The organism is Nonomuraea jabiensis, assembly GCF_014204795.1.
GTDB lineage: Bacteria > Actinomycetota > Actinomycetes > Streptosporangiales > Streptosporangiaceae > Nonomuraea > Nonomuraea jabiensis.
In genome coordinates this window covers 3,643,820-3,668,319 of record NZ_JACHMB010000001.1, presented here as the reverse complement: position 1 = coordinate 3,668,319, position 24,500 = coordinate 3,643,820, and the positions used below count along the sequence as shown (strand labels likewise).

Below are 24,500 nucleotides of genomic sequence, written 5' to 3'. Positions count from 1 at the left end.
TGAGCGAACGGCCTGGCAAACCGCTGCCAGATCGCTGCCGGCCAGGATGTTTGCCCAAGGCGAGGTGGATAAGGCTGTATATGGTGACAGCGTGTTCACGCTCCGATCCCTGCTGGATCGCACCTCGCTCGAACTCCGCGTGCTGGTGCCGGGCCGGCCGGGCGCGCTGGACGCGCCCGTCGCGTGGGTGCACAACACCGAGCTGCCCGACCCTTCGCACTACGTACGCGAAGGAGAGATCGTGCTGACCAACGGGTTGTGGCTCGAACGGGTGCCTGCCGCGCAGTTCGTGACGAACGTCAAGAAGGCCAAGGCCGGCGGCATCGTGTTCGGCCTGCGCGCGGAAATGCCGGACACTCCCGCCGCGCTGGTCGAGGCCTGTCGCGAAGAGGAGCTGCCGCTGCTGGAGATCTCCGTCGCGGTGCCGTTAACAGCGGTCTCGCAGGCCATGGCCGACATGCTGGCCGACGAACGCAAGCAGTCGCTGGTCGGCATGGTGCGCCGCGGGGACGCCCTGGCCACGGCGATCTCCCGGGGCGCCGGCGCCTCCGGCGTGCTCGACATCCTGCGCCGCGAACATGACCTGCCCCTGGCGGTGGTCGACAGGATGGCGCGGTCCCTCGCGGTGGCCGGCGCGAGGCTGGACGGCGACCAGCTGCATGCCGTGGCCACGGCGCTGGCCAAGAAGCCTCCGGCGCTGGAGGTGGATCTGGCAGAGCTGGGGCCCGCGGCGCTGTTCCCGGTGGGCGCCGTCGGCGACATCGACGCGGCTCTCATCTGCCTGCGTCCCTTGCGCGAGCTCACGACCCCCGAGCGGCAGGCGCTGGAGCAGACGGCCCGGTTCCTCAGCCTGGAGGTGGCGAAACAGCAGGCGGTCCAGGCGATCGAGATGCGCTTCGCCAGCGAGCTGCTGGAGATGGTCCTGTCGGGAGGCTGGCGGGCGACGGAGGTTCCTGGCCGGCTCCGCGCGTTCGGCGTGGATCCGAGCGGTCCGCTGGCCGTGTGCGCCGTGGCCTTCTCGGACGGCGAGACCGCGACGATGCACGGGCTCGCGGAGGTGATCGTGGAGTTCTTCGCCGTCGAGGGAGTGCCGGCGGTCGTGGCCGGCGGCACGCAGGACGTCGTCGCCGTCCTGCCGTGGCGTCATCCCGAGCACGAGCTGCCGCTGCTCGGCCGGCGCCTGGCACGGAGCATCGAGCGGCGCTTCCCCGGGCTGCGCCCGGTCGTCGGCCTGGGAGGGCTCGCGGCGCACGCGGCCGAGCTGCGCCCTCAGCTCCTGCAGTCCAGGGAGGCCTGCCGCGTGCTGCGGCGCACCCGCACGGGTCCCTCCGTGCGGGCCTTCGCCGAGCTGGGCACGCACCGGCTGCTCCTCGGGCTGCTCGACGCCGAGACCTTGAACGAGTTCGCCGGCCAGATCCTCGGCCCGATGAAGGACCATGACGCGCGGCGGAGCGGCGAGCTCGAACTGACGCTGCGGACGTTCCTCGAACATGACGGGCAATGGGCGGCGACGGCCGGAGCGTTGCACATCCACGTCAACACCCTGCGCAACCGGCTGGCCAAGATCGCCGAGCTCACCGGCAGGGACGTGGGACGCACGGAGGACCGGGTCGATCTGTTCCTGGCGCTGACCGTCGAGGCGATGGACCGGCCTCAGCCAGGGTAGACGTCCGGATCCACCACCGGGGGACGGGGCCGGCGCACGGTCAGGCCGGCGTCCGCGGCCGCCCGCTCGGCCACGTCGCGGCAGCGGGCGAAGGACACGTCCGCGCAGCTCTGCGCGTACTCCAGGAACTGCCGCAACGCCAGGGCACGGCCGGGCCGGCCGGACAGGAACGGGTGGACGCACAGGTTGAACAGGCCGCCGTAGTGACGCATCCCGTCGAGTTCGGCCCGCCACAGCTCCAGCACCTTCACCGGGGACTCGATGACGGAGCCGACATGAGGTGCGGGCAGGAACGCGTACTGCTCCCAGTCGTCGAGCGACCAGTGGACGGGCAGCTCGACGATCTCACCGGCGGGCGTGTCCAGCTTGTACGGCCTGTCGTCCCCCATGAGAGAGGAGTCGTAGCGCAGGCCGTGCTCCGCGACCAGGTCAGCCGTCCGCCAGGACGCCTCCCACAGCGCCGCTCGGTGCCCCTGGATGTCGATGCCCTGGCTGTCGAAGACCGCCAGCGCGCGCTCGAAGTCCGCGCGTTCCTCCGCGGCGGTCATCGACGTGGGCGGCCGGTGGCTGTAGGAGTGGTGCGCCACCTCGTGGCCCCGCTCGACGATCGACGGGGCGAGTGCGGGGCGGTGCTCGGCGACCCAGCCGGGCACGAAGAACGTGGCCGGGACGCCCAGCTCGTCCAGCAGGTCGAGGATGCGGGGCAGGCCGACCTCGGGACCGTACGCCTGGTGGGACATCGTGCTCGCGTGGTCGGCGAAGCCGCGGCCCTGCGCGAGCACAGGCGTCTCCGCGTCCACGTCGAAGGTGAGCGCCACGACCGCGGCGGACCGGCCCCGCCAGCCGCCGCGGATCTCGCCCGTCTCCTCGACCCGCCGGGGCGCGCTCAAGCCGGCACTCCGGCCGCCTGTCGCCACAGGCGGGCGTTGCTCAGCGTCGCCATGGGCTGGAGCATCTGGTGGTCGAAGTTCGCCATGGGCAGCCCTTGGGCCAGGCGCCGCGGGAAGTCCGGGTTGGCGAGCGCTCCCCTGCCGAGGGTCAGTACGTCCGCGTGACCGTCCTGCAGCACCATGGCCGCCCGGGCGAGGTCGTGCATGCCGCCGTTGGCCAGCACGGGCAGCCCGGTCACCTTCCGGGCCAGGCCCGTGATCGTCACCTGCCCGTCCAGGGTCGCGGTCTCCACCCAGTCCCGTCCTTCGCTCGCGATGTGCAGGTAGCTCGCGCCTGCCTCGGCGAGCGCGGCGAAGATGATCTCCGCGTCCCTGGAGCCGCCCGCCCATCTGTGGGTGAAGTCGTTGACCTTGCCCTGCGACAAGCGGATCCCCACGCAGAAGCGCGGACCGACCTCCGCGCGGATGGCGGAGACGATCTCTGCCGCGAGTCGTACCCGGTTGGCGACCGTGCCACCATAGCGATCGTCGCGCTGGTTGGTGTAGTCGGTCAGGAACTGGTCCACGAGGTAGCCGTTGGCGCCGTGCACCTCGACCCCGTCGAAACCCGCCCGCCGGGCGCGGACTGCCGACGTCACGAAACCGTGCACCACCTGGGCGATGTCGTCCTCGCTCATCGCGCGGGGCGTCGGCCAGGGGCCGTACCCGCCGTACTCCGGCAGCTTCTGCCCGCGCGGCAGGACGGCCGACGGCGCCGCCGTGTCGCCGCGGTAACGGTTGCCCTGCGACAGCGCGCCCGCGTGCATGAGCTGGAGGATCATCGGCGCACCGGCGTCGTGCACGCGGCTGGTGATGTCCCGCCAGGCGGCCTCGTGGCCGTCGGTGACGATGCCGGGCTGGTTGGCGTACCCCTGGCTGTAGCGCGTGTCGGTGTACGTCCCCTCGGTCAGGACGAGGGAGAAACCGCCCCGGGCGAAAGCCGTGTAGTACTCCGCCATCTCGGCCGTCGGCGTTCCGTCGGCGGCGGCGGACACCCGGGTCATGGGCGAGACGGCCAGCCGGTTGGCGAGGTGGAGATCGCCGATGCGGTCCGGTCGCAGGGCGGGATGCTGGACATCGTTCATCGTTCGTTCACTCCTTGACGTCACTGGTGTCGTCCTGACCGTTGAGGAGATCGATCGCCAACGGTGTCGGTTTGTGCCCGTTGATTCCGACCAGGTCCTGCGGGCAGGCCGAGACCACGAACACGCAGTCCATCGCCGCCTCCAACGTGATCGCGTCGTTCGGGCGGCTGATCGAGTTCAGCCAGCTCAGCCCGCCGTCGTCCGCCACGGGGATCCTCATGAACACGTTGACGGGCTGCGGGATGACCGGCGTGGCGAGCCCGAGTCCGGCCATGCTTCTCGCCAGGTTGTCCGCGCAGGACGCGTGGAACCCCGACACGCCCAGGGCACGGTAACGGGCCGGGTCGCAGGCGGCGATGAGCATGTCATGCCATCCAGGGGAGGTGTCCTCCACCAGGGTGAGGATGGGCCTGCGGCGATCAGTGACGAACTGCTCGCCGATCGCCGGGAACAGGCGGCTGGTGGCGGCTCGGGTGTGTGACGCGCTGAGGTGCTCGTTCACGTCGTCGGCGGCGAACGCGAACACGTCGCCGACCTGACCTCCCTCGAGGTCGGTGACCCGTACGCGCTGGCCGGTCCTGACCTTTATCGCCCGCGCTTCGGTGGCGGGCACGACAACTCGCATACCGACAGCCAACCAGGCGGCACACGGGCGGGCTATGGAGATTCGCCCCGCCTTTGTTCGGGATAGTGGATGAACCTACAGCTGTGAAGGATCCGCGGGAGCTTCTTTCCAGGCCACAACGGCAGAAGGCCGCAGAAACGCCGAAGAAACAAACTGCGTGCTTGCATCCCCTCGCAGCTCTTTCCTCGCGAAAGGATTTCCATGGCGTTGTCGCATCCCTCGCCCGACCACGGCCCTTCGCGCCGCTCCGCCCTCGGCTTCCTGGGCGCGGTCCCGCTGGCGGCTGGCGGCCTGCCGGCCTCGCAAGAAAACGCCGGCCTCTCCTCAGGCCCTGGCCGCATTCCCAAGGACCTGCGTCCTGGCGGCGCCTTCGACCGGCACCTCAAAGAACTGGCGGACAAGGACCAGTTCTCCGGCACCGTGATGCTCGCACACCGCGGCCGCCAGGTCCTGGCCCGCGCCTACGGCTGGGCGGACAGGGAAGGCCGGATCCCGAACAAGACCGACACCATCTACGCTCTGGCCTCAACCTCCAAGCCGTTCACCGGGCTGGCTGTCGTGCAACTCGCCCAGCAGGGGAAGCTCAAGTTCTACGACCTGGTGAGCAAGCATCTGGACGGCCTGCCGGCGGAGATGGCCGAACGCATCACCGTGCATCACCTTCTCACCCACACCAGTGGCCTGGGCGACGCCCGGCGCCCAGGCGAGAAGCCGCCACCGGAGCAGATCCACAACAGCTACGAGGAACAGATGGCGGACTTCTGGGCGAACCTGAAGACCTTCGAGCTGGAGTTCGCCCCAGGGACGAAGAAGGCCTACAGCAGCATGGGCTACACGCTGCTCGGCGAACTCGTGGCGAAGGTCTCCGGCACGTCGTTCCAGGACTACGTCCGCCAGAACATCTTCCTCCCGGCCGGCATGGGTGACTCCGCCTACTACGACCGCCGCCAGTGGCTGGCCGACCAGCGCATCGCGCACCCGTACATGTATCAAAAGGACGGCACGCGCGTCGACGCCGTCCGCAACCTCGACAAGGGCTCCGTCTACGGCGACGCCGGCCAAGGCAGCAACTCCGCCCGGGCATGGATGGGAACGGGCGGGGGCAACGGCTTCACCACCGCCCCCGACCTCGTACGCTTCGCGATCGCGCTGCAAGGCGGCAAGCTCACCACCCGGCCCTACACCGAGCTGTACGTGAACGGAAAGATCTCCGCCAAGCCACTGAAGGAGGACACCTCCGGCAACTCCCTCCGCGGGGAGGGCTTCCAGGCGTACGGGCCAGTGGCCGCCACCTTCAACAACCAGCGCATCATCACCCACGGAGGCGGCGCGGGCGGCATATCCACGAGCTGGTCCGTCTACCTCGACATGGACTGGACGGCCGTGATTCTGAGCAACTACGACCTGCAGAGCATCGAGCCGATCATCGACCTGGAAAGACGCCTGATCACCGGCGCGTAGCCCGCCGAAGCCAACGTTCAGGGCGCCTGGCTCACCCACAGCCTGCTCGAGCCCGATGCCCGGCAGCCTCGTTACCCGACGTGCGCATCCACCGAGGAGCGGCAGATCGTTCGGTGAGTTCAACGCTGTCTCCGGCACGCCTCGATGCGGTGACATGAAAGTTTCACGCCGCATTGACACTCGGAAAGCGCTTTCCTACGGTGTGGGTCACCCCCCAACACGGGGGTGTCCGTTCATGTGAGCGGCGCGCATTCGCTGCCGGCTCCGTCCTTCACCGTGCCGTCGAAGGGCCAGAGCCGGGCCTCAGCGGCCGACCTGACCCTGCAACAAGCCCGATGCCGCGACAGCGACCGCGCAGAGAAGACCGCATCCGTTGTTCGAAGGAGAAGGCGAAGGTGAAACGAGGATGAGACGAGCAGTCGCGTTGCGACTCCAGGCGGTGCTGGCCGCGGTGGCCATCGCGGCCGCGGCCGGTGCGGCCTTACCAGCACTGCAGGCATCAGCGGCGGCCGGCGGCGCCAGCGGCTACGCCACCGCCAACGGCGGGACCACCGGTGGAGCAGGCGGGCAGACGGTGCGGGCCACCACGGGGACCGCGATTCATACGGCCCTGTGCAACCGCGCCAGCAGCAGCACCCCGATCATCATCGAGGTCTCAGGGACCATCAACCACGGCAACACCACCAAGGTCTCGGGCGGAAGCTGCAACACCGCCGCCGACGCGATCGAACTCAAGCAGATCAGCAACGTCACGATCATCGGGGTCGGCGGCGGCGCCGTCTTCGACCAGTTGGGCATCCACATCCGCGAAGCCCGCAACATCATCATCCGCAACGTGACCGTCCGCAACGTCAAGAAGTCGGGCTCGCCCACGTCCAACGGCGGTGACGCCATCGGCATGGAGAGCGGCGTCCGCAACGTGTGGGTCGATCACGTCACCCTGGAAGCCTCGGGCGGCGAGGCAGAGGGCTTCGACGGCCTCTTCGACATGAAGAACGACACCCAGTACGTGACCCTGTCCTACAGCATCCTGCGCAACTCCGGCCGCGGCGGGCTCATCGGATCCAGCGAGAGCGACCGCTCGAACGGCTACATCAGCTTCCACCACAACCTGTACGAGAACATCGACTCTCGCACACCCCTGCTGCGTGGTGGCATCGCCCACATCTACAACAACTCGTACGTGAGCCTCCACGAGTCGGGTATCAACTCCCGGGCCGGCGCTCGCGCCAAAGTGGAGAACAACTACTTCAAGAACTCCAAGGACGTCCTGGGCACCTTCTACACCAGCGAGGCCGGCTACTGGCAGGTCAGCGGCAACATCTTCGACAACGTGACCTGGTCCGCCCCGGGCAGCGAGAACAACCCCGCCGGACCCAACCCGCAATCCAACACCACCGTCAGCGTCCCCTACTCCTACAGCCTCGACGGGGCGAGCTGCGTGCCGAGCGTCGTACTCCAGACGGCCGGCGCCAACAAGGGTCTTCAGGAGTCGAACGGCAGCTGCACGCCGCAGACCCCGCCGGCCACACCGACACCGACCATCAGCCCCACGCCGTCACCCACCCCTTCGCCCGGCGGGCCCAACCTCAGCATCGGAGCCGGCTCCGACGGTTCCAGCAAGGCCGACGGGACGAGCTACGGCAACGTGCGGGACGGCAACATGAGCACCTTCTGGTCGCCGGCCGGCTCGACCGGTGACATCTCGATCAAGTGGGGCTCCGCCACGACGGTCTCCAGGGTCGTCATCCGGGAGGCGTCAGGCGCCGAGGGCGGCATCGGAGCCTGGCAGCTCATCAACGCCGGCACCGGAGCGGTCCTGAAGTCCGGCAGCGGGGCGGGCGCCATCTCCTTCACGCCGACCTCACTGAGCAAGATCACGTTCAGGATCACCGGGTCGGCGAGCACCCCGAAGGTCGCCGAGTTCGAGACCTACGCAGGGTAACGGCCGCTTCCGCCGTCCACACCGATCACCTCGGCTGGGAACGCACGAGGAACATCAGCCCCAGCCGCCCAGTGAACCCCGTGGACAGCCGAACACGACACAAGAGGCCCGTCACCACGTTTCCACTGGTGACAGGCCTCTTCCCGCTGCTGTGGCAGGTGCAAGGCCCTCCAGCACTGCCGCCAGGTATGCACGAGGTGCCGGTCAGCCGCGGGCGAGGACGGCGCGGGCCGCGGCGAGCTGCCGATCCTTGGCCTCCCGAAGCGCATGGAACTCGGCGGGGTGAGCTGCGACGGCATCGTCCTGGATGCGTTTCTCCACGGCGGACCAGATGGAGACGAGGTCGGTCTGCGCCTTGCATCCCACGTCCGCCTGCGCCGCGCGGATCTCCTCCTGGGAGGCGGGGCCGCCCTTCATCCACCGCCGGTCGGTGATGGCGGCGAGCGGGTCGGCGTACTGCAGGCCCTGCTCCCGCATGCACGTGCTCCAGGCCCGGAAGACCTGGACGACCTCCGGATCCGCCTGAGACCGCTCGAAGGTCTCCGAGATGAGCCTGTTGAACAGGGCCTCGTCGACCTGCGGGGTGCCCTGCTCCAGGTGGTTGCGCGCCTGTTGCAGGCAGCCGTCCTTCTCGCCGTACGCGAACTGCCGTTCCTTCGCCGACAGGCTTCGCATACGGCCGGCACGTGCGGCGGCCCGCCGGGCCACGGTAGGGCGGTCCGGCGGGTTGTGATAGCCGAAGAGGCGAGCGATCTCCGGTTCGACGACACCGTAGCGGCGGCGGTTGGCCGGCTCCACGTCCTCCGCCGCGCTCTGCGGCAGCACCTCCCACCCCATGTCCCGCCGCCGCATGCAGTCGCGGATGAGGAGCTCTTCGGCGCCCTCAAGGATGCCGATGTCCGACGGGGACAGGTTGTACCGGTCGAAGGGGATCGAGAGCTCGCGCGCCTCCACCCCCGGCGTCGGTACCGCAACCCGCGGCTCCGTCGCCGCCGCCGTCGAACAGGCGGCTGTCGCCACGGTCAAGAGCACCCCGACCGCTCCCCGCAGCCGAACAGACACGCTGATTCCTCCGATCGGCCGCGGGGCGGGGTGTCGAACTCGATGTCCTGCGAGCGGTTCAGGGCCTTACGGCCTGACGTACCTGATGGAGCTGGTCTTGTTGTCGAACCCGTTGTTCGTCAGGTCACCATCCGAGGAACTCGGCTTTGCCGCGTAGCCGTACGCGCCGGAGCAGTTGGCGGAGTTGTAGAACTGCACCCTGGCGGCGGTGTTGTTCCGCATGGAGCTCGCCTTGTTGTTCACTCTGAGCACGTTGTAGCACAGGCCCCAGCCCTCGAACATGAACTCCTCTTCTGCGCCTTTGAACTTGTCGTGCTCGTACAGGCAGAAGTCCAGCTCGCAGGAGCTCACCGCCGGGTCCGCCTCGGCCTGCGCGGTGGAGCCGACCCCCACCAGGCTGACCAGGGCCAGCGCCACCACACCGGCGCTGCGCACCCTCGCTCGCTTCATGCACACCTCATTCTCGCGGAGCCGAAATCGTTGTGATCATAGTCAGGTACATGCCGGAAAATTCCACGAATTCGGGTAAGTGGCGAGCATGCGCCGCGCCGGCACCCCAGCCGCCCCTAGCGATCTTCGAGCTGCTGCCGCTGGTAGTCCCACGGGTGCGGGGAGCACCCTCCCAGGCAGTCACAGGGCGAAGCCCCTGATCCGGTCCCAGTGGCGGCGGAGGCGAGAACGGTCTCCCGGCCCCACCCCCGTCTCGACGGGAATAGACGGCGGGACACAAAGCGAGAGGCCCGTCACCGCGTTTCAACTGGTGACGGGCCTCTTCGCGCTGCCGCGGCAGGTGCAAGGTACGTAGGCTGAGCCGACGGTTACCCGCGTCCTGGCGACCTGCACTCACAGGAGCTCAGCGCCCACGCGTCTGCCCCAGGATCGCCGATCCAGGGGCGGCGGGGTCTTCACTCGTGAGCAGCACCCAAACACCTTCGGCGTACTCCTGGCGGGAGATTCTGCCGTCGCCGTCGGTGTCCAATTGGGCGAAAGCACCCTCGACCACCTCGTGGGGAATACCCAACGCGCTGAAGAAGCGATCGAGTTCAGGCGCTGAGATGAACCCGTCTTCGTCGGTGTCGGCGGCGTCGAAGGCGGCACACGTCAGCGCGCTGGTCATCTGCTGGAACTGCGGATGGCTCGCGACCAAGTGGTCCACCGCCTGGGCGAATTCCGCCTCGCTCACCGCGCCATCGCCATCGACGTCGGCGTCCTCGCGGATGCGTTCCCACCAGTCGGCGCACAGCTGCTGAATGGCCTGATGCTCACGCGAGTCCGGGTCAGGGGCCACCGCGGCACAGGTCTTGTCCGCGATGCGCTTGAAGTCATCGGCAGCGATCCGCCCGTCGCCGGTGCTGTCGAGCAGAGCGAACAGGGCAGCGACGTTGGACTCATGCAGAGAGCGGGTCACAGGTGTACCTCCCGGATCGAACGGCGTGGATCACGACCGATCCCTAAGTATCCGGATGACTCCGCTCAGTGACAGAGGGTGTCAGGGTGGCGACGCCGCAACACTAATGTGCCTTCGCGGCCTTCCCAGCCGCGCGCTGGAAGAAGATCTGGCCGACCAACCCCCTGGAACGCCTAACCGGCCTTCTACACCTGCCCTACGCTGTGTCTACTCCTGGCGATTCTGCGGCCTTACCGAAGAGCAGAGCACAGAGCAGGGCCGTGAGCGTGAAGCCGGTCACCGCAGGGACCGCGATCAAGAGGTACAACGCGAGATTCTCGCCAGACACCCAGGAGCCATAGTCCGGTTGGATGAAGACGACCGCCAGCATGGCGAAGGGCGCCACCAGCCCGACGGCCGGCCAGGCAGGCAGCCGAGCAAGTAGCGCGGCCACCATGCTGAGCGGGAAAGGCGCGAGCGCGAACGCCATTGCCAGCTTGAGCTCGGAATCCGAATCGCGAGTCGGCCAATGGAGGAGGAGCAGCAGGAGAAACCCTACCGCCGCCCCTGCCAAGGCCGACTTCAACAAGAGACGCACAGAGTGATTGTCACGGATCGGGGGCGGCCAGGTCGATGTCCAGAAGCCACTCTGTGTGCAGGGTCGTGGCAACCCCTGCGGAAGTGTTCGGTCCGTACGACGACCGGGGCAGGCACGCGGCGGCCGGCGCGCTTAGCTCATTCACTGGCGCACGGAATCATCTCGCGCATATCCCGGATCCCCCTCCGGTCATGGCGGCACTACAAGTCGGACCAAACCGCATTGGCAGACTGCTGTGGCAAAGTGTCCACGTGAATCTGGATGAATTCTGGAGCATTGTCGAGTCTGCCCGCACGGATGCCAAGCCTACCGACGAGGCACTCGTTGATCGACTTGCCGCTCTCTCGATGAACGAGATCCTTGATTTCCATGAGCGGTTCAATGAGGTAGAAGGCGCGGTGAACCGGTGGGACGTCTGGGCTGCCGCTTACCTCATCGGCGGCGGATGCTCGGATGACAGCTTCAGCGACTTCCGGGCCGGGTTAATCGCGTTGGGCCACGGCTGGTTCGAGAGGGCGGCGCAGTCCCCCGACAACCTGGCCGACCACCCGGCCGTCATTGAAGCCGCAGCCCAGGGCGGCGACCCTGCCATCTTCTACGAAGAAGTTCAATTTGCGGCCGACGCCGCCTACGAACGGCACACCGATGGCGATGTAGATGCCTTCTACGAGGCTTCGGCTGCTCGCGAGGAAGCAGTAGTAGACCAGGTCGCAGGAGACGACATGGGAGAAGACTTCGACTTCGACGACGACGCCCAGATGCGTCAGCGCCTGCCCCGACTGGCGGCGCTCTTCCTACCAGCCGGTTGAGGCCAAGTGCACCAATTACGTGACACCGCTGTAGCAGCTCGGGAGGCCACCGTGCAGGACATCCTCACCTCGGCCGCTTCCAGTGATCGTCTAATCTTTCTGGGGTGGCGAACATGTCCGAAGATCTCGCATTGCCTCCTGCCCTGGCCGAGGTGGCCGAGGTCGGCTTCGAGTGGGAATGGGACGAGGAAACCGACGAGGCCCGCGGCTGTGACTTCGAGCCGTACGACCAGTTCGAGGAGCCCGACCGGACGGCGTGGTGGTTCCGCCTGTGGACCGGCAACCAAGAGGTCGACGGCAGCGAGTTCCGCTTCTTCGGCACGACCGGGGCGGGTGACTACACCGGCTTCTGGCTGGTACGGCCCGATGCGGCGATCATGGAGCAACCCGTCGTCTACCTCGGTTCCGAGGGTGATCGCGGTGTGATCGCCCGCGATCTCGGCGACCTGCTCTGGCTGTTCGCCGCCGGCTTGGGCCCCGCCGAGGCCTTCACCGACCCCGACTCCCCCGCACAAGCGAACGAGGCCTTCCAGACCATCGCCGAGCGACACGCACCCGGCCGCCGCCGTTCCCCCACCCAGATCGTGACTGCCGCACGAGCCGAGTTCCCACATTTCTCAGATCTCATCGACGCGATGTGCCGCTGAGTCCGGGCGCGAAGACACCCACTACGATCAGCCCATGGGTATCCAGCTCACCCAGTTTCGTTTATATCGATACGCGTGCGCCGAAGAGTGTGAACACAAATTGCTGGTCCGGGTGAATCGGCCAAGCTACCCGAACTACGATCAGTCGGCCGAAGACGCGGCTGAGGATTTCGCGGATTCCGCGGCCAACCACCTCCGGACCTGGTGGCAGCGCTGGCTGTTGCCCCGTGACTGCCAACGCGAACACGAGTCCCGGCTGATGAACGTCTTACACGAGACCATTTCGGAAGAACTCGACGGCCCGGGATTGAGAGAACTGTTGGTGTGGGAGGTGGTGATCGATGACGACCCGATCATCGGCGCGGCCTCTACAGAAGAAGACTTCTGGCGCCAGCTGAACAACTACTACGGACCGGACGCCCTACCCACATCCGCGCGCCAGGTTGTCTCCCACTCCGTCTATTTCCTGACCGAGCAGGACGGAGCAGGCGATCTCCGCGACGCCTGACCCCCAAGCCCAGCATCAGACTCCCGAGCGGGGATCACCGCTCGACCTAGAAGCGTCCGCCATCGGTTCTACCGCTCTACCGCTCTACCGCTCTACCGCTTGACCGCGCCACCGCCACCCGGCGGCTCGCGGGGAGCAGCCGCAAGACATGCGACCGGGCGACTCCTCATCAGCCAGATCATGACCGTCGGGCCCCTCACCACCATTCGACATGTCGACACCAACAACAAGACCCAAGAGGCTGGCAGCCCCTAATGCGCCCCTGGCTCAGCGCTCAGGCCGTACATCCTCCGGCCCGCGGCCGTCTCCCTCTGGCTCAACAGCGGCATCCCGGCCCCCAAGGTGGCCGGCCGAGCCGGGCATGGCGTGGACGTCCCGCTCCGTGCCTACGCCAAGTGCGTCGACGGCCAGGAGCAGATCGTCAACCAGCGGATCGAGGACACGCTTCTCGCCTGAGGTCATACCTGAAAGAACTACAGGCCTCCGGAGCCCCGTGACTTGTCCGCGCACCCCACAAGTGGCGACGGCAGCGTTTCCCCAAGCGGAACGTAACGATTCGTCTCCCCCTGCGAAACCAGCGTCAGGAACACGACCAGGACTGCGCCGGTCAAATAGTGCAAGTGCGGCCCGTACTCAACGATGTCCCAACCTCCGAAACGAAGTGTGTCCCTGCAGCCATCCGAAACGATCTCGATGGCGTAGGGGATCGTGAATAGCCCGGCGATCACCACGAAGAGTGCCGCCGTCGTCCACCCAGCAATCGTGCGCCACCAACCCCGGAGGGCGAGTGTCGCACTCAGACCAAGCGCCATCACCGCAGTGGGCCAGCCATTCAACTCCGCCGACATAGTCCGCCAGTTGATCTCTATCAGCCACCCGACATCCGCATGGAACGGCGGCTCAGCACTCAAGGGGCAGACAAATCCCTGCGTGGAGTAAGTCGGCCCCTCAGGGAAGTACCACCACGCGGTACGCAAGGCGGGAGCCGCCAGCGCAGCCAGAGTCAGCAAGGGCAACCCCCAGCGCGGGGGAATCGCCGGTAACGGAAGCAAGGGTGCCGCCACTTGATCGTCGGTGGAGACGACCAGCATAGATCATCTCCGGGGCTCTTCGGTTTGGTCGCGGCTTTTCGGATCACGGATGCCGACCAGGGGAATCGCGCCATGATCCATGCCGGGCATATTCCGGGACCAGCGACATCCGGCTGTCCAGAGCTGCGTATGGCTGCACACCACAGAAACGCAGAAAAGGCCCCCGAAGGGCCTCCGAGCTACGCTTACTGCGTGAGGCAGGTGCAAGGTTCGAACTTGCGTAGGTCGAGCCGACGGTTTTACCGGGAGCCGGAGCCTTGACTAGAAGCCACCTCCCACCTGGGGCAAGTGCCTGTCTCGCTCAACCAGACCGGAAGATCATCCCGCGCATATCCCGGATCTTGTTTCGAGAGGCCTCTACAGGTCGTCAGGCATGTAGATCCGGAACGTGGCGTCATAGTCCTTCCGCCACATGACCCGGCCGCAATCGGGACACTCGTAGAGAAGCCCCGTCTTGAAGATCAGAAGCCCCATCCGTTCATCACTGTCCAGCTCCTCGGCACCCGGATGGAGAATCGCGTCGGACAGCTCATCCAGGAAGGTGACGTACCCAGCATCAGGGATGGGCGAGAGGTCATGTACATAGCCGCAAGGACAGACGAGCTTGGGCATTCTGATCCTAGACGCGGAGCGCGCGGTCGCGACGCCTCCGCGGGGGAACTCGGCGAGGCCGACTTGCCCCTTCTACGAGAGCCACCCTTACGAGATACGCAACCGCAGATCTGAGCTGCCTGCCCTGTCTCACAGGCGATTGCCCTCATTCCGTAGATCCGGAATATACGCGGAGTACTCGGCAGAACAGCTGGTGGGCATCGCCGAGGGCCGCTCACTGCGGATGGACCGGCCGCTCGACGGCGGCTCGGATCGCGGCGAAGTGCCCATGGGCCCGCGTGGTCGTCTCGGCCGTCGCATTGAAGGAGACCACGCCGAAGGACGTGTGGTTGGCCCAGGCGCAGAAGTACGTCGTGGTGAGCCAGCACATCGTGTGCCCCTCGTACGGCCACGGGTTGAGCGTCTCCGACTTCCTCGCGGCCTTGCCGAACGACGGCATCAACCAGTCCTTGAAGATCGCATCCGGATCCAGGTCCTTGGACTCGGCCGCGAACAGGGTCACCGGGGAGGTGAGCGGAGGCTGCGCGGACGAGGCCTGGGGGAGAACGTAGAGGCCGCTGACCGATTTCGTGACTCCGTAGCCGCCGTTGCGCAGGCCGCGGAGGAAGACGGCAGTGTTGTCCTCGACGGCGTCGTCGAACTCGTGGCGCAGGGTCATGCCCTCGACCTGGGCCGGTAGCGTGACCGCGGTGGCGCCGCGAACGGCGGGCAAGCTCAGGCGCGCATCACTCATCGTGGGCCGGGGCGAGGCATCGGGCGAGGCCGTTGGCGCCGCCGGCTTGGGGCGGAGCGCAGAGGGTACGAGACCGGCCGTGCTCAGGGCGACGCCCGCGACGACGCCGAGCGCGAGTAACGCGGCTCCTGTCAGTGCCGAACGCCGACGGGGCGTCGGCTCGCCGCCCGAGGCGGGGGTTTCCACAGTCGTTCTCCGATCTTGCCGGAAAGCGGTCATTATCAAATGACCTGCCACCGCGGATCAAGGACATCGGCCCGAATCGGCCCGGCTCTAATGGAGACCTTGGTGGGTCCCGGGCTGAGTGGAGGCGGATCTTCCCGCCGCCGCCCAGGAAAGCCGAGCAGACCAGAGGGCAGGGACGACGGGATGATCCGGCGGGGTACACGCGTCAGGCGCCCATGATCCCGTGCCAGATCCGTGCCAGAGGCCACGCGAAACCAAGGGGAATCAGGGGTACTCACGGATGATCAACGAGAGAGGCCAGTCACTACGTTTCCGCTGGTAACGGGCCTCTCTTGGCTCATGTGGCAGGTGCAAGATTCGAACTTGCGCAAGCTGAGCCGACGGCTTTACAGCGCGCGACCGATACAGCCCCTACACGCACCCTGAGCTGCGGCGCGCTCTTGCCACTCGCCTCTAGACCTCAAGATCATTGCACGTATTTGCACAGTGGTCAGCCGCGAAGCAGATGGAGAATGTGCGGCCAGGCTGCGGCTCCAAGCTCGGCATCGGAGGCAGCGTCACCCCCGTAAAGGAATCGCGGCGATTCGAGAGCTGGGCCTTCACCTGGAAGTCGTGGGCGATGGCCGGCTTCGGCCCGGCTGATCAGACGAGCGGTGCTGCGACGGGCGATGAGTCGCTCGGCGAACGGGAGGGACGGCCACATCGCATCGTTCCCTCCTGCGACCAACAACATGTCAGCTCTGGTCTCCTCGATGGGGATCTCGGCGGCGGGGAGGAGGTCTGCGAACGTCCGCTCGCTGCGCTCGTACCAGCCGCGAATGGCCGCCGGACCGTTCACCGGTTGCGGGGCTGCCCAGCCGTCGTCGTAGGGGGACGAAGGGCAGCGACTGCCCCTTCCAGGTCCAGGACGATCGGTAGGGATGATGCCGCCCATCTCGCCCTGGGCCGACATTGCCCCACACCACAGAGGTCGGCGACATCGCCACGACGCCGTCAACACGTGAGTCATGGATGGAGGTGAGCAGGGCGGCCTCCGCCCCTTTGGACGACCCCAGCAAGCAGATGCGGCGTACGCCGGTGGATTCGAGCAGATCGATGGCGGACACAAAGGTCTCCAAGGGAATCTCGCAGATGCCCGGTGATTGTCCGGGCCCGCCGAACCATCGGATCGACATCGTGGTCATTCCCTCCCGGGCGAGGATACGAGCTCTCTCCCGGTCGATACGTCCGCTCGACCCCGCCAGAACAAGAACGCCCGTGTGGCCGACGACGTCTGGCGTGATCAGGACGCCTTCCCATGGCTCGGTCAGTTCCTGCTCATCCATGTTCATCCTCACCTCTGGCACTCGCCGGCACCGCACTCTACTGAAAGGTGCGTGTGCTACCGCTCGGCAGGCATTCGGCAGTCAACCACCTTCAGTTCGTACGCTGACCTCACTGGACAGCCCGCACGACACGCGGCAACCAGCCACGCTCCCCGGTGAGCCAGGGTGAGGAACAAACCCTGGATCGTCGATCGCCCCCAAGCACGTGTGGTGGTCAGCCATGCAGTGGCGATCGTGCGGGCTGCATCCGTGCGGCGCCGCGGCAACTCCGGTCGGAGCGTTCGGTCGGTACGGTGAGGCTGGCGTGCGATGCCCGGCCCGGTGTCCCGCCGCCTTGATACCTACAAGAGCTATTCGGCAATGTTCCGGTTGATCCCAGTGTCCTGTCTCGTTTGATGGTTGACACTCTGGCCTCGCTTGATGCTTGACACCTTGATCGTCTTCTGTGCCTGCTCGTGGCGTTATCGGCGCTTCGGGGGAGGCTCAGGTGGCATTGGTGGAGTTGAGCGTCGTGGAGCAGCCTTATCACGCGGTGATTGAGGTGTTGTCGGGGGCGAAGGTCACCGACGTGGCCAGCCGGTATGGGGTGTCGCGACAATCGGTGCATGCCTGGGTGCGCCGGTATCAGGACGGCGGCCTGGCAGGGCTGGCTGACCGTTCGCATGTGCCCAAAGCGCATCCGATGCAGACGCCGGCCGCGATCGAGGCGCTGATCTGTGAGCTGCGGCGCGCTCATCCGCGGTGAGGGCCGCGCACCCTGCTGTGGGAGCTGGGGTCGACGCGAAGTGGAGCCGCTGCCGTCCCGGGCGAGCATCTATCGCGTGCTCGTGCGTAACGGCCTGGTTGATCCGGTCACCCGCAGGCGCCGGCGCGAGGATTACCGCCGCTGGGAGCGGCCGGGCCCGATGCGGTTGTGGCAGATGGACATCATGGGCGGGCTACTGCTGAGCGATGGCAGCGAGGCCAAGCCGATCACCAGGGTGGACGATCATTCCCGGTTCTGCGTGATCGCCTCGGTGGTGGCGCGGCCGACCGGGCGGCTGGTCTGCGCGCCGTTCGCCGAGGCGATGCGCGCCTATGGGGTGCCGCTGGAGGTGCTGACCGACAACGGCAAGCAGTTCACCGGCCGCTTCGGCGGGCCGAAGGCAGGTGAGGTGCTGTTTAAACGGGTCTGCCGGGAGAACGGGATCAAGCTGCGTCACACCGCGCCGCGCGCCCCGACCGCTACCGGCAAGATCGAGCGTTTCCACCAGAGCGTGCGCCGCGAACTGCTGGCCGAGGCACTGCCGTTCGCCTCGCTCGAGGCCGCCCAGGCCGAGATGGACGCCTTCGCCGAGCATTACAACACCGCCCGCCCGCATCAGGCGCTGGACATGGCCTTCCCCGCCGATCGGCTCTTCGCCGAGCGCAGCGACGGCCAGCGCCGGGCTGAGCTGGAACTGCCACTGCACCTGCCCGCCGCCTGACCGCGGCGCCCGCTTCCACTTCTGAAGCCGCGCCTGCGGCCTGCCCTGCTCCCACGCTCGCGGATCCCCCGGTTTCTGCCGCTGATCAGCCCACCCGGCCCGAACGGCCCCAACCCATCCTGACGGTCCCGATCGATCCGCTCTCGCGCCAGGCAATCGAGGTCGATCGGATCGTGCCCGCATCGGGGAACTTGTCGATCGGTGGCCAGCAGCTCTGGCTCGGCCCCGATCGGGCGGGCATGCCCATCACCTTGTGGATCAGCACCCAGCGGCTCCACGTCTTCACCACCAGCGGTGGCAGGCTCAAGAGCGTGGCCTCCCGGCTGACCGTCAAGGACCTGGCCGCGCTGCTCGCCTCGGGACAAGCCCGCCCGGCACCGGACGAGCCCGTCGGCGAACCTGCGATCGAGGCGAGCGCCGTCGAGGTGGATCGGCAGGTCAGCTCGATCGGCACGATCAGCCTGGCCGACCGGGCCCTGTGCATCGGCGCCCACCTGGCCGGCCGCCGCGCCACCGTGCGCCTGGACGGCATCACCGCCCGCGTCATGGACGAGCAGCGCCTGCTGCTGCGCGCCGTGCCCTGCCCACTCTCGCTCGCCGAGTGCGTCACCCTACGCAACGCCCGCCCCGCCGGACCACCGCCCGGCGCTCCGACCGAGCCCGTCACCGTTCAGCGGGTGGTCTGCAGCCGTGGCCACTTCCAGATCGTCGGCCAGAAGATCCAGGTCGGACGGGTCCACGCCCGCAAGCTCCAACCGCGACGTTTACCTCAACGTCACAGGCGCCGGCCGATGGTGAGGACTGCCGACCAGTGGCGGGTGAGCCGTCCGTCCGGGCGTGCGGCAAGGTAGCGGCGTATCTCCTGGTAGAGGTGTTCCTTCTTGGCTGGCTCCATTGCGATGTGGCCGGAGAACGTATCGAGGAGAGCGATGTATTCGTCTGCCGTGTAGCGCAAGGACCATACGTAGAGCTTCGTCCCGATCACGGTGAAGTGTCCGGAGGCATCGAACTCGGAGGCCATGGGGTCGGACTGCTCCTCGGGCGGTGGCGGTGGCCACGGACCGCCATGACCTTCGCCGATTTCCTCGTAGACCTTCTGGATCTCGGTGAAGAACGGGTCGAAGCCGACCGGCATTGCGTGGTCGGCGTTCCATACGGCCAAGTGGCCGCCCTGGGCGAGGAGGGCGGCCGCCTTGGCGTACTTGACCTCGGGGTCCACCCACTTCCACGCCGTGGCCGCGTAGAGGAGATCGAAGCGGACCCCTGTCGGCGGCTCCCAGCCTTCGAATGACGACGTGATCACGGAGACGTCGGTGAATTCGGCGAGGCGGTGCCGGGCCTCCGCCGCCAAGGCATCGCCGAGTTCGACGGCTGTGATCCGGAAGCCCATCCGTGCCAATGGCAGGGTGGCTTTCCCTGGGCCACATCCGACTTCAAGCAGGTGCGCGGGTGGCGTGACCCCCGTGATCGCCAGCAGGTCGGAATACAGTTCGTCCGGATAGTCGGGGCGGGCGTCTTGATAGAAGGCGGCAGCTTTGTCGAAGGTCGCTCGCAGCCGAAAATCGCGGGGCATGCTCCGATCCTGGCAGCGCCGCAACACTGCCGTCGCCGGAATTATCTTGCCCACGTGCCAGATCCGTGCCAGATGCCACGGGAAACCAGGGGGAACCGCGGGTACTCACGGGCGATCAACGCGAGAGGCCCGTCACCGCGTTTCCGCTGGTGACGGGCCTCTTCCCGCTGGTGTGGCAGGTGCAAGGTTCGAACTTGCGTAGGCTGAGCCGACGGTTTTACAGCGGGTCTACGTTCCTACCTGCATCAGGCCTCTGGCCTCCGGGAACGGCTCTCACCTTTCCCTCACCAAGGAAGATCATCCCGCGTGTATCCCGCGAGGCGGATCCAGCCACGATCGCTCCCGGAGCCTGCGGATCAGCCACGTTCCCCGGTGAGCCAAGGTGAGGAACGAACCATGGATCGTCGATCGCCCCAAGCAGGTATGGCGGCCAGCCATGCAGTGGCGATCGGGAGGGCTGCATCTGCGGGGCAAGTGCAGCAACCCCGGCCCGAGCGTTCGGTCAGGGGTGCTTGGTTAAGCCAGTCGGAGGCGGTCGCTCACAGCCGTTGTCGCGTGGCGCGGCTGCTGCACTTTGCTGCTGCTCGTGATGACAGTAGTGCGACAGCGTGTTGGTCACTTTCTCGCTATAGAGACTGTTCTCCGCGAGAAGAAAGCAGCGATCAACGTGGTTGCCCCTGCGGCGATCAAGACGGTAGCGGGAATCTGAACAAGGTTTCGGACATCCTCACATCTGTCCCTATAGTCCATTTTTTCTAATGCCAAGTTACGAGTCTCATCCATTAAGTAATCAGGGAGAGAGGCAGTAATGAACGCAGAACCACACGCCTCACCTTCTGAAGTAACAGGCATCAGGCCAGCAAGTACTCCTGAGCCAATCAGCAAGAAGGCGACGAACGCGAGGAGCCTGGTAGCCATAAGTACTCCTTGAGTAGCTTCATCCGAGCCTGATCATTCCAGGTCGATCCGGGGCCCGGAAGTCTGGGCGAGTGGTGCAGACGTAGGGCCAATCCCGTGGAGGTCGCGTCGCGGTATCGAACCGTTGCGGTGGTGCAGGATCCGAGAGCATGCGGTATGTCGTCTCCCGAGGCGGTCGATGCAGCCGGAAACCGGCGGAGGCAAGTACCGCCAGTCGTTTGCGTTCGCCAATCTCGGCGCACGCGGCACGTCAGCGCGCCCTCACACCCGCTGAACGAGCGTGGGGAATCTCTGTCCGTCGGTACGACTTCCGGCACGCGTGCGTCTCGGCGTGGCTCAACGCCGGCGTGAACCCACCCCAGGTTGCCGAGCGCGCCGGGCACAGTGTTGAGGCGCTGCTACGGGTCTACGCCAAGTACATCTCCGGCGGGCCCGACTGAGGCCATGCGGCGCATCGAGGCAGCACTACCCCCGACGTCACCGAAGCCGCGGGACTCCCCCGGGCAAGCCCGCTGATCTTCAGCGCGTATTCAGCGTAGCCACCCGTAGTGGACCGGCGTGAACCGTAGACACCCGGACACCACGCGGGGGACTCGTCACCGCGTTTCCGCTGGTGACGGGCCTCTTCCCGCTGATGTGGCAGGCACAAGGTTCGAACTTGCGTAGGCTGAACCGACGGTTTTACAGCGCGTGACCGTTGCAGCCGAGAGAAGGCCTTCCACCTGCGGCAGGACCCGGTCTAACCGCCCCTGAAGCCGTGATCATTGCACGTATATTGCACAGTGCCGTCGGACGTACAGGCGGTAGTCGAACCTTGAACCAGGAGGACGGGAAGGGGGTACTGGTTGAGCATGCATCTGAATCGCGCGGAAGCCATCTCCTTGGTGCAGCGGATCATGGACGGGGAGTACGCAGATGAGCGAGAACTCGACAGGTGGCTGGGGGCAATAGACCGATCGCTCGTGTGTGGATCTGTCTCCGACCTGATCTTCTGGCCTGAAAAAGCTGAGCTCACAGCGGAACAAATCGTTAATCAGGCGTTGGCCTACCGTCCAATCGCGCTTTGACGCAGCGCCAGCGTCGTCAATGTATCGCGATCGGTGATCCCAGCTCCATGCAGGACACCTCAATGTCGCCGACAGAAGTGAGAGAGCCTGCCGCAGCACACGTACCTCACCCCGCCTGATCATCTCGTCTGCCGTCGACCCGCCCGCAGGGGAAGCATGCCAGGGCCACGGGGACAAGGTGGAGCCCCCAACTGGAGGAACGACCTTGGCCCCGTGGCCCTGGCATGCTCGGCTTGTCCCGGGTCGATGGTGGGCGGGATGATCAGGCTTCCACCTCAGCCACCCACGGCCCTGGCACACCGCGCGGCGATCATCTCGGAGCCGGAGCGCCCCCGCCGGAGGCCGATGATCGGAGACGGTTGTCCATGGGGATGTTCGACAGATACATGCCGGTTCCGTCTCTGCGCTGTCCCTGGTGTGACGTCTTGATGGACGACAACTGGCAGGGCCAGGATGGTCCTTGCCGCTTGTTCGAATGGGTACAGGGCGAGCGGTATTCGCGTGATCCGGGTCCGCGTGCTCGTCCGGAGTACCGCGAGGAGGCTGCGCTGGCCACGCTGCCTGAGGTCTTTGGCATCTACAACGAGTGCCAGGCCGGCCACTGGGTGGAGGCTGAAGGCAAGTGCGTGAATCAGACGTGGACAGAGACGCGGCTCCGGCGTGAGGACGAGTACTGCGAGTAGGCCGGTCCTGTGCTGAGGCCCGCGCGGTTCCCGCGCGAGACCGGCCCCCGGGCCGCAGCTCGCGCGGGAACCGCGCGGGCTGCGGCGGCGCAGCCGCCGCCTTGATCCCTATAGGAACAATTCGGCAAGCGCATGCAGAAGTGCACGATGAGGGTTTCCCATAAGAGACGGAGGTTGGGGTCGCTGGCTGGTAAACATAGGGCAGGCGAGATCGCGCCGTGCCGGCCTTCGCTGGATCCGAAGGCACAGATCCGGAAACGGATTCAGGCCGACATCCAGGAGGCGGTTCTGCTGGCTTGTAGCCAGGCACTTCCGAAAAGCGATGAATGATCTCGTAGATTTCGGCCCCCGACACCTAAGATCAGCTCATGCTTGACACCGTGGTCCCTCTGGGCTTCTTAGGGCTCTTCGCCTGCTTCCTCGTCTTCTGGGTCGTGATGGCCGTTCGGATACTTCGGCAGCGCCGTGTCCTCAAGTACACGGACGCCGTCAGGGCCACCGAACTCACCGGTCGTGTGCGCCAACTAAAGGTTCGCGGATACGAAGAACAGGCGATCCGGCTCGTACAGGAGGAATTGGCGATGCCTCCGAATGTGGCCCGTTCCTGGGTGAAGTCCATCTAGCTAACTATTGAACTGGGATGAGAGGGTTGCGGTGCCTGTGGCCAGGCACAAGCGCCACAATGTCTGATGTCGTTGTCTCGGCTCTAGCCATGTACCGGGAACGAGCAAGACGGTAGCTTCGCAGTGTGGCTGACGACGCTGAGCTGACGCGCTGGGTCGTGCATGGGGAGCGGCTGATCTACGACAACCGGTGGATTCGGCTGGGGCTGGCCGATGTGGAGATCCCCGGCGGGGAACGGTTCGAGCATCACGTAGTGCATCTGGATCGGGCCGCCATCGCGCGGTCGTACTCGATGAGCAGGATCGGGTCTTGCTGATGTGGCGGCATCGGTTCGTGTTCGATCGGTGGGGGTGGGAACTACCCGGCGGGCTGGTCGAAGCCGGTGAGGATCCGATGGTGACCGCTGCCCGGGAGGTGGAGGAGGAGACCGGGTATCGGCCGAAGAACGTCGAGCGCCTGGTGAGCTCAGCCGATGGCCGGCATGGTGGATGCGGAGCACCTGCTGTTCGTGGCGCGCGGGGCCGAGCTGGTGGGCTCGCCTGAGGGTGAGGTGGAGGCCGATCGGATCGAGTGGGTTCCGATGGCGGAGGTTCCCGGCATGATTTCCCGCGGGGACATTTGGACGTCTGGGACGTTGATCGGGTTGCTTCAGGCTCAGGTGTGGCTTAACGGCCGAGGGCGTGGTTGACGGCTTTCGCGAGTTCGTCGATGCGGCGACGTTGGCGGCGGCTGCCGGTCATGGTGGCGAGTTGCTGGGCGCGTTGGATGTGGGGTTGGGCGGCTTCGGGGTCGCCGGCGGCCAGGAGGGCGTGGCCGAGGTCGCAGCGTACGCCGGATTCGGCTCTGTTGTAGGTGCCGTCCATACCGGCAAGGGCGGAGCGAAGGTCTTCGACGGTGTCTGGGTCGCCGAAGCGTACGAGACAGTTGCCGCGCCAGCGGGCGATGTGGTGGGCGTTGATGGACAGGTACGGCGTTTCCGGGTCGCCGTCCCCTTCGGGGAGAAGGGCGGCGGCCTGATAGAGAGCCGCGCGGCAGGTGCTCTCGTCGCCGAGGATGGCGGCGGCTTCCGCTTCGGCTGCTGAGAGCCAGGTGCGGAGGCGAGCCGGTGCGTGGGCGCGGTGCTGCTCGTGAACATGCTGCAGGAGTTCGGTGGCTTCGGCGGGGCGGCCGAGCTCCATGAGGACGTACGCCTGTTCGCCAGAGACATAGGCCAGCAGGGCCGCGTCATCAGCCTCGTATGCGGCGGCCTTGGCGCGCTCGTAGTGCGTCCAGGCGTCGTTGAGTGCCAGGGTGTTGATGGCCTGCCATCCCGCGAGTGAGGCGGTTTCGGCGAGTAGGTGGGCCAGCTGGGCGCGGAGGCCGGGGCGGATGGCGTGGCGGTGGGCGCGCTGGATCTGGGCCATCTGGGCGTGCATCTTGTCGGCGATGGCGGGGCCTCCGAGACCCTGCCGCAAGGTGTACGGCGTTGGGCTGTTGCCTGGGATGACCTCTCTATCCATG

General features: G+C 66.5%; 28 protein-coding genes. 14 read left to right on the top strand and 14 right to left on the bottom strand.

Translation table 11 applies throughout. From position 1 onward, the window contains the following. The first annotated feature begins 91 nt into the window (after positions 1 to 91). Positions 92 to 1,666: a PucR family transcriptional regulator gene (locus tag HD596_RS16590; protein WP_185070102.1), complete on the top strand. Its 1,575-nt coding sequence runs from the start codon at positions 92 to 94 to the stop codon at positions 1,664 to 1,666. Here HD596_RS16590 and HD596_RS16585 read toward each other — a convergent pair. Genes HD596_RS16585 through HD596_RS16575 form a run of 3 tightly spaced genes read right to left on the bottom strand, consistent with a single transcriptional unit; the run spans position 1,654 to position 4,305 of the window. Next, positions 1,654 to 2,556, bottom strand: coding sequence for a polysaccharide deacetylase family protein (locus HD596_RS16585; protein WP_221519358.1), 903 nt, complete (start codon positions 2,554 to 2,556; stop codon positions 1,654 to 1,656). The two genes, HD596_RS16590 and HD596_RS16585, sit on opposite strands and share 13 nt — an antisense overlap. Beyond that, entirely contained in the window at positions 2,553 to 3,680 is a 1,128-nt protein-coding gene (locus HD596_RS16580) for an oxidoreductase (RefSeq protein ID WP_185070101.1), read from the bottom strand. The genes HD596_RS16585 and HD596_RS16580 overlap by 4 nt, the downstream gene beginning before the upstream one ends. Positions 3,681 to 3,687: 7 nt before the next feature. Next, positions 3,688 to 4,305, bottom strand: a complete 618-nt coding sequence (locus HD596_RS16575) for a DUF1989 domain-containing protein (RefSeq protein WP_185070100.1) — start codon at positions 4,303 to 4,305, stop codon at positions 3,688 to 3,690. A gap of 201 nt (positions 4,306 to 4,506) precedes the next feature. On the opposite strand from HD596_RS16575, the gene HD596_RS16570 reads away from it, so the two are divergent. Together HD596_RS16570 and HD596_RS16565 are read left to right on the top strand one after the other, a co-directional pair. Next, complete coding sequence (locus HD596_RS16570; RefSeq protein WP_185070099.1) at positions 4,507 to 5,766, top strand: serine hydrolase domain-containing protein; 1,260 nt, start codon at positions 4,507 to 4,509, stop codon at positions 5,764 to 5,766. Between the two features lie 406 nt (positions 5,767 to 6,172). Beyond that, on the top strand, positions 6,173 to 7,711 hold the full coding sequence (locus HD596_RS16565) for a pectate lyase family protein (protein ID WP_185070098.1): 1,539 nt from the start codon (positions 6,173 to 6,175) through the stop codon (positions 7,709 to 7,711). A gap of 204 nt (positions 7,712 to 7,915) precedes the next feature. On the opposite strand, the gene HD596_RS16560 is transcribed toward HD596_RS16565, so the two are convergent. The 4 genes from HD596_RS16560 to HD596_RS16545 all read right to left on the bottom strand — a co-directional run bounded on the left by HD596_RS16560 (position 7,916) and on the right by HD596_RS16545 (position 10,758). Next, positions 7,916 to 8,773, bottom strand: a complete 858-nt coding sequence (locus HD596_RS16560; RefSeq protein ID WP_185070097.1) for a hypothetical protein — start codon at positions 8,771 to 8,773, stop codon at positions 7,916 to 7,918. A 66-nt stretch (positions 8,774 to 8,839) separates the two neighbouring features. Next, complete coding sequence (locus HD596_RS16555) at positions 8,840 to 9,223, bottom strand: peptidase inhibitor family I36 protein (protein ID WP_185070096.1); 384 nt, start codon at positions 9,221 to 9,223, stop codon at positions 8,840 to 8,842. Positions 9,224 to 9,626: 403 nt separating this feature from the next. Continuing rightward, the gene (locus HD596_RS64790; protein ID WP_185070095.1) at positions 9,627 to 10,181 is read right to left on the bottom strand and encodes an EF-hand domain-containing protein; all 555 of its coding nucleotides are present in this window, start codon (positions 10,179 to 10,181) and stop codon (positions 9,627 to 9,629) included. A gap of 196 nt (positions 10,182 to 10,377) precedes the next feature. Continuing rightward, on the bottom strand, positions 10,378 to 10,758 hold the full coding sequence (locus tag HD596_RS16545; protein WP_185070094.1) for a hypothetical protein: 381 nt from the start codon (positions 10,756 to 10,758) through the stop codon (positions 10,378 to 10,380). 251 nt (positions 10,759 to 11,009) lie between these two features. Between HD596_RS16545 and HD596_RS16540 the strand changes: the two genes are divergently transcribed. The 3 genes from HD596_RS16540 (at position 11,010) to HD596_RS16530 (ending at position 12,722) form a co-directional block, all read left to right on the top strand. Beyond that, positions 11,010 to 11,567, top strand: coding sequence for a DUF4240 domain-containing protein (locus HD596_RS16540; protein WP_185070093.1), 558 nt, complete (start codon positions 11,010 to 11,012; stop codon positions 11,565 to 11,567). A gap of 152 nt (positions 11,568 to 11,719) precedes the next feature. Continuing rightward, positions 11,720 to 12,214 (top strand): SMI1/KNR4 family protein, encoded by a 495-nt coding sequence (locus HD596_RS16535; protein ID WP_313044280.1) that lies wholly within the window; start codon positions 11,720 to 11,722, stop codon positions 12,212 to 12,214. Positions 12,215 to 12,248: 34 nt separating this feature from the next. Continuing rightward, positions 12,249 to 12,722 (top strand): hypothetical protein, encoded by a 474-nt coding sequence (locus tag HD596_RS16530; RefSeq protein ID WP_185070091.1) that lies wholly within the window; start codon positions 12,249 to 12,251, stop codon positions 12,720 to 12,722. Between the two features lie 473 nt (positions 12,723 to 13,195). Here HD596_RS16530 and HD596_RS16520 read toward each other — a convergent pair whose 3' ends face one another. From HD596_RS16520 to HD596_RS16505, 5 genes are all read right to left on the bottom strand, one after another. After that, the gene (locus tag HD596_RS16520) at positions 13,196 to 13,813 is read right to left on the bottom strand and encodes a hypothetical protein (RefSeq protein ID WP_185070090.1); all 618 of its coding nucleotides are present in this window, start codon (positions 13,811 to 13,813) and stop codon (positions 13,196 to 13,198) included. Positions 13,814 to 14,170: 357 nt separating this feature from the next. Next, complete coding sequence (locus HD596_RS16515) at positions 14,171 to 14,425, bottom strand: DUF8617 domain-containing protein (protein ID WP_185070089.1); 255 nt, start codon at positions 14,423 to 14,425, stop codon at positions 14,171 to 14,173. Positions 14,426 to 14,639: 214 nt separating this feature from the next. Next, a complete protein-coding gene (locus HD596_RS16510; protein ID WP_221519357.1) occupies positions 14,640 to 15,158 on the bottom strand; it encodes a hypothetical protein in 519 nt (172 codons plus the stop codon). A 676-nt stretch (positions 15,159 to 15,834) separates the two neighbouring features. Further along, entirely contained in the window at positions 15,835 to 16,077 is a 243-nt protein-coding gene (locus tag HD596_RS65650; protein ID WP_376775852.1) for a hypothetical protein, read from the bottom strand. Position 16,078: 1 nt separating this feature from the next. Next, complete coding sequence (locus HD596_RS16505; protein WP_221521416.1) at positions 16,079 to 16,675, bottom strand: alpha/beta hydrolase family protein; 597 nt, start codon at positions 16,673 to 16,675, stop codon at positions 16,079 to 16,081. Positions 16,676 to 17,156: 481 nt separating this feature from the next. On the opposite strand from HD596_RS16505, the gene HD596_RS16500 reads away from it, so the two are divergent. The 3 genes from HD596_RS16500 (at position 17,157) to HD596_RS16490 (ending at position 18,986) form a co-directional block, all read left to right on the top strand. Continuing rightward, entirely contained in the window at positions 17,157 to 17,414 is a 258-nt protein-coding gene (locus HD596_RS16500) for a helix-turn-helix domain-containing protein (RefSeq protein WP_185070087.1), read from the top strand. A gap of 76 nt (positions 17,415 to 17,490) precedes the next feature. Next, entirely contained in the window at positions 17,491 to 18,135 is a 645-nt protein-coding gene (locus tag HD596_RS16495; protein WP_185070086.1) for an integrase core domain-containing protein, read from the top strand. A 239-nt stretch (positions 18,136 to 18,374) separates the two neighbouring features. Further along, positions 18,375 to 18,986, top strand: coding sequence for a hypothetical protein (locus HD596_RS16490; RefSeq protein ID WP_221519355.1), 612 nt, complete (start codon positions 18,375 to 18,377; stop codon positions 18,984 to 18,986). On the opposite strand, the gene HD596_RS16485 is transcribed toward HD596_RS16490, so the two are convergent. Next, positions 18,911 to 19,708: a class I SAM-dependent methyltransferase gene (locus HD596_RS16485; protein ID WP_185070084.1), complete on the bottom strand. Its 798-nt coding sequence runs from the start codon at positions 19,706 to 19,708 to the stop codon at positions 18,911 to 18,913. The two genes, HD596_RS16490 and HD596_RS16485, sit on opposite strands and share 76 nt — an antisense overlap. 1,769 nt (positions 19,709 to 21,477) lie before the next feature. Here HD596_RS16485 and HD596_RS16475 point away from each other — a divergent pair. The 5 genes from HD596_RS16475 to HD596_RS64780 all read left to right on the top strand — a co-directional run bounded on the left by HD596_RS16475 (position 21,478) and on the right by HD596_RS64780 (position 23,543). Beyond that, the gene (locus HD596_RS16475; RefSeq protein WP_185078516.1) at positions 21,478 to 21,693 is read left to right on the top strand and encodes a bacteriocin immunity protein; all 216 of its coding nucleotides are present in this window, start codon (positions 21,478 to 21,480) and stop codon (positions 21,691 to 21,693) included. Positions 21,694 to 22,118: 425 nt separating this feature from the next. Beyond that, positions 22,119 to 22,376, top strand: a complete 258-nt coding sequence (locus HD596_RS16470) for a hypothetical protein (RefSeq protein ID WP_185070082.1) — start codon at positions 22,119 to 22,121, stop codon at positions 22,374 to 22,376. A 368-nt stretch (positions 22,377 to 22,744) separates the two neighbouring features. Then, entirely contained in the window at positions 22,745 to 22,999 is a 255-nt protein-coding gene (locus HD596_RS16465) for a hypothetical protein (RefSeq protein WP_185070081.1), read from the top strand. Between the two features lie 125 nt (positions 23,000 to 23,124). After that, positions 23,125 to 23,316: a hypothetical protein gene (locus tag HD596_RS64785; RefSeq protein ID WP_313044276.1), complete on the top strand. Its 192-nt coding sequence runs from the start codon at positions 23,125 to 23,127 to the stop codon at positions 23,314 to 23,316. Continuing rightward, on the top strand, positions 23,316 to 23,543 hold the full coding sequence (locus tag HD596_RS64780; protein ID WP_313047547.1) for an NUDIX domain-containing protein: 228 nt from the start codon (positions 23,316 to 23,318) through the stop codon (positions 23,541 to 23,543). The genes HD596_RS64785 and HD596_RS64780 overlap by 1 nt, the downstream gene beginning before the upstream one ends. A 122-nt stretch (positions 23,544 to 23,665) precedes the next feature. Here HD596_RS64780 and HD596_RS16455 read toward each other — a convergent pair whose 3' ends face one another. Then, on the bottom strand, positions 23,666 to 24,499 hold the full coding sequence (locus HD596_RS16455; RefSeq protein WP_246554512.1) for an NsdA family TPR-like regulatory protein: 834 nt from the start codon (positions 24,497 to 24,499) through the stop codon (positions 23,666 to 23,668). Between the last annotated feature and the right edge of the window lies 1 nt (position 24,500).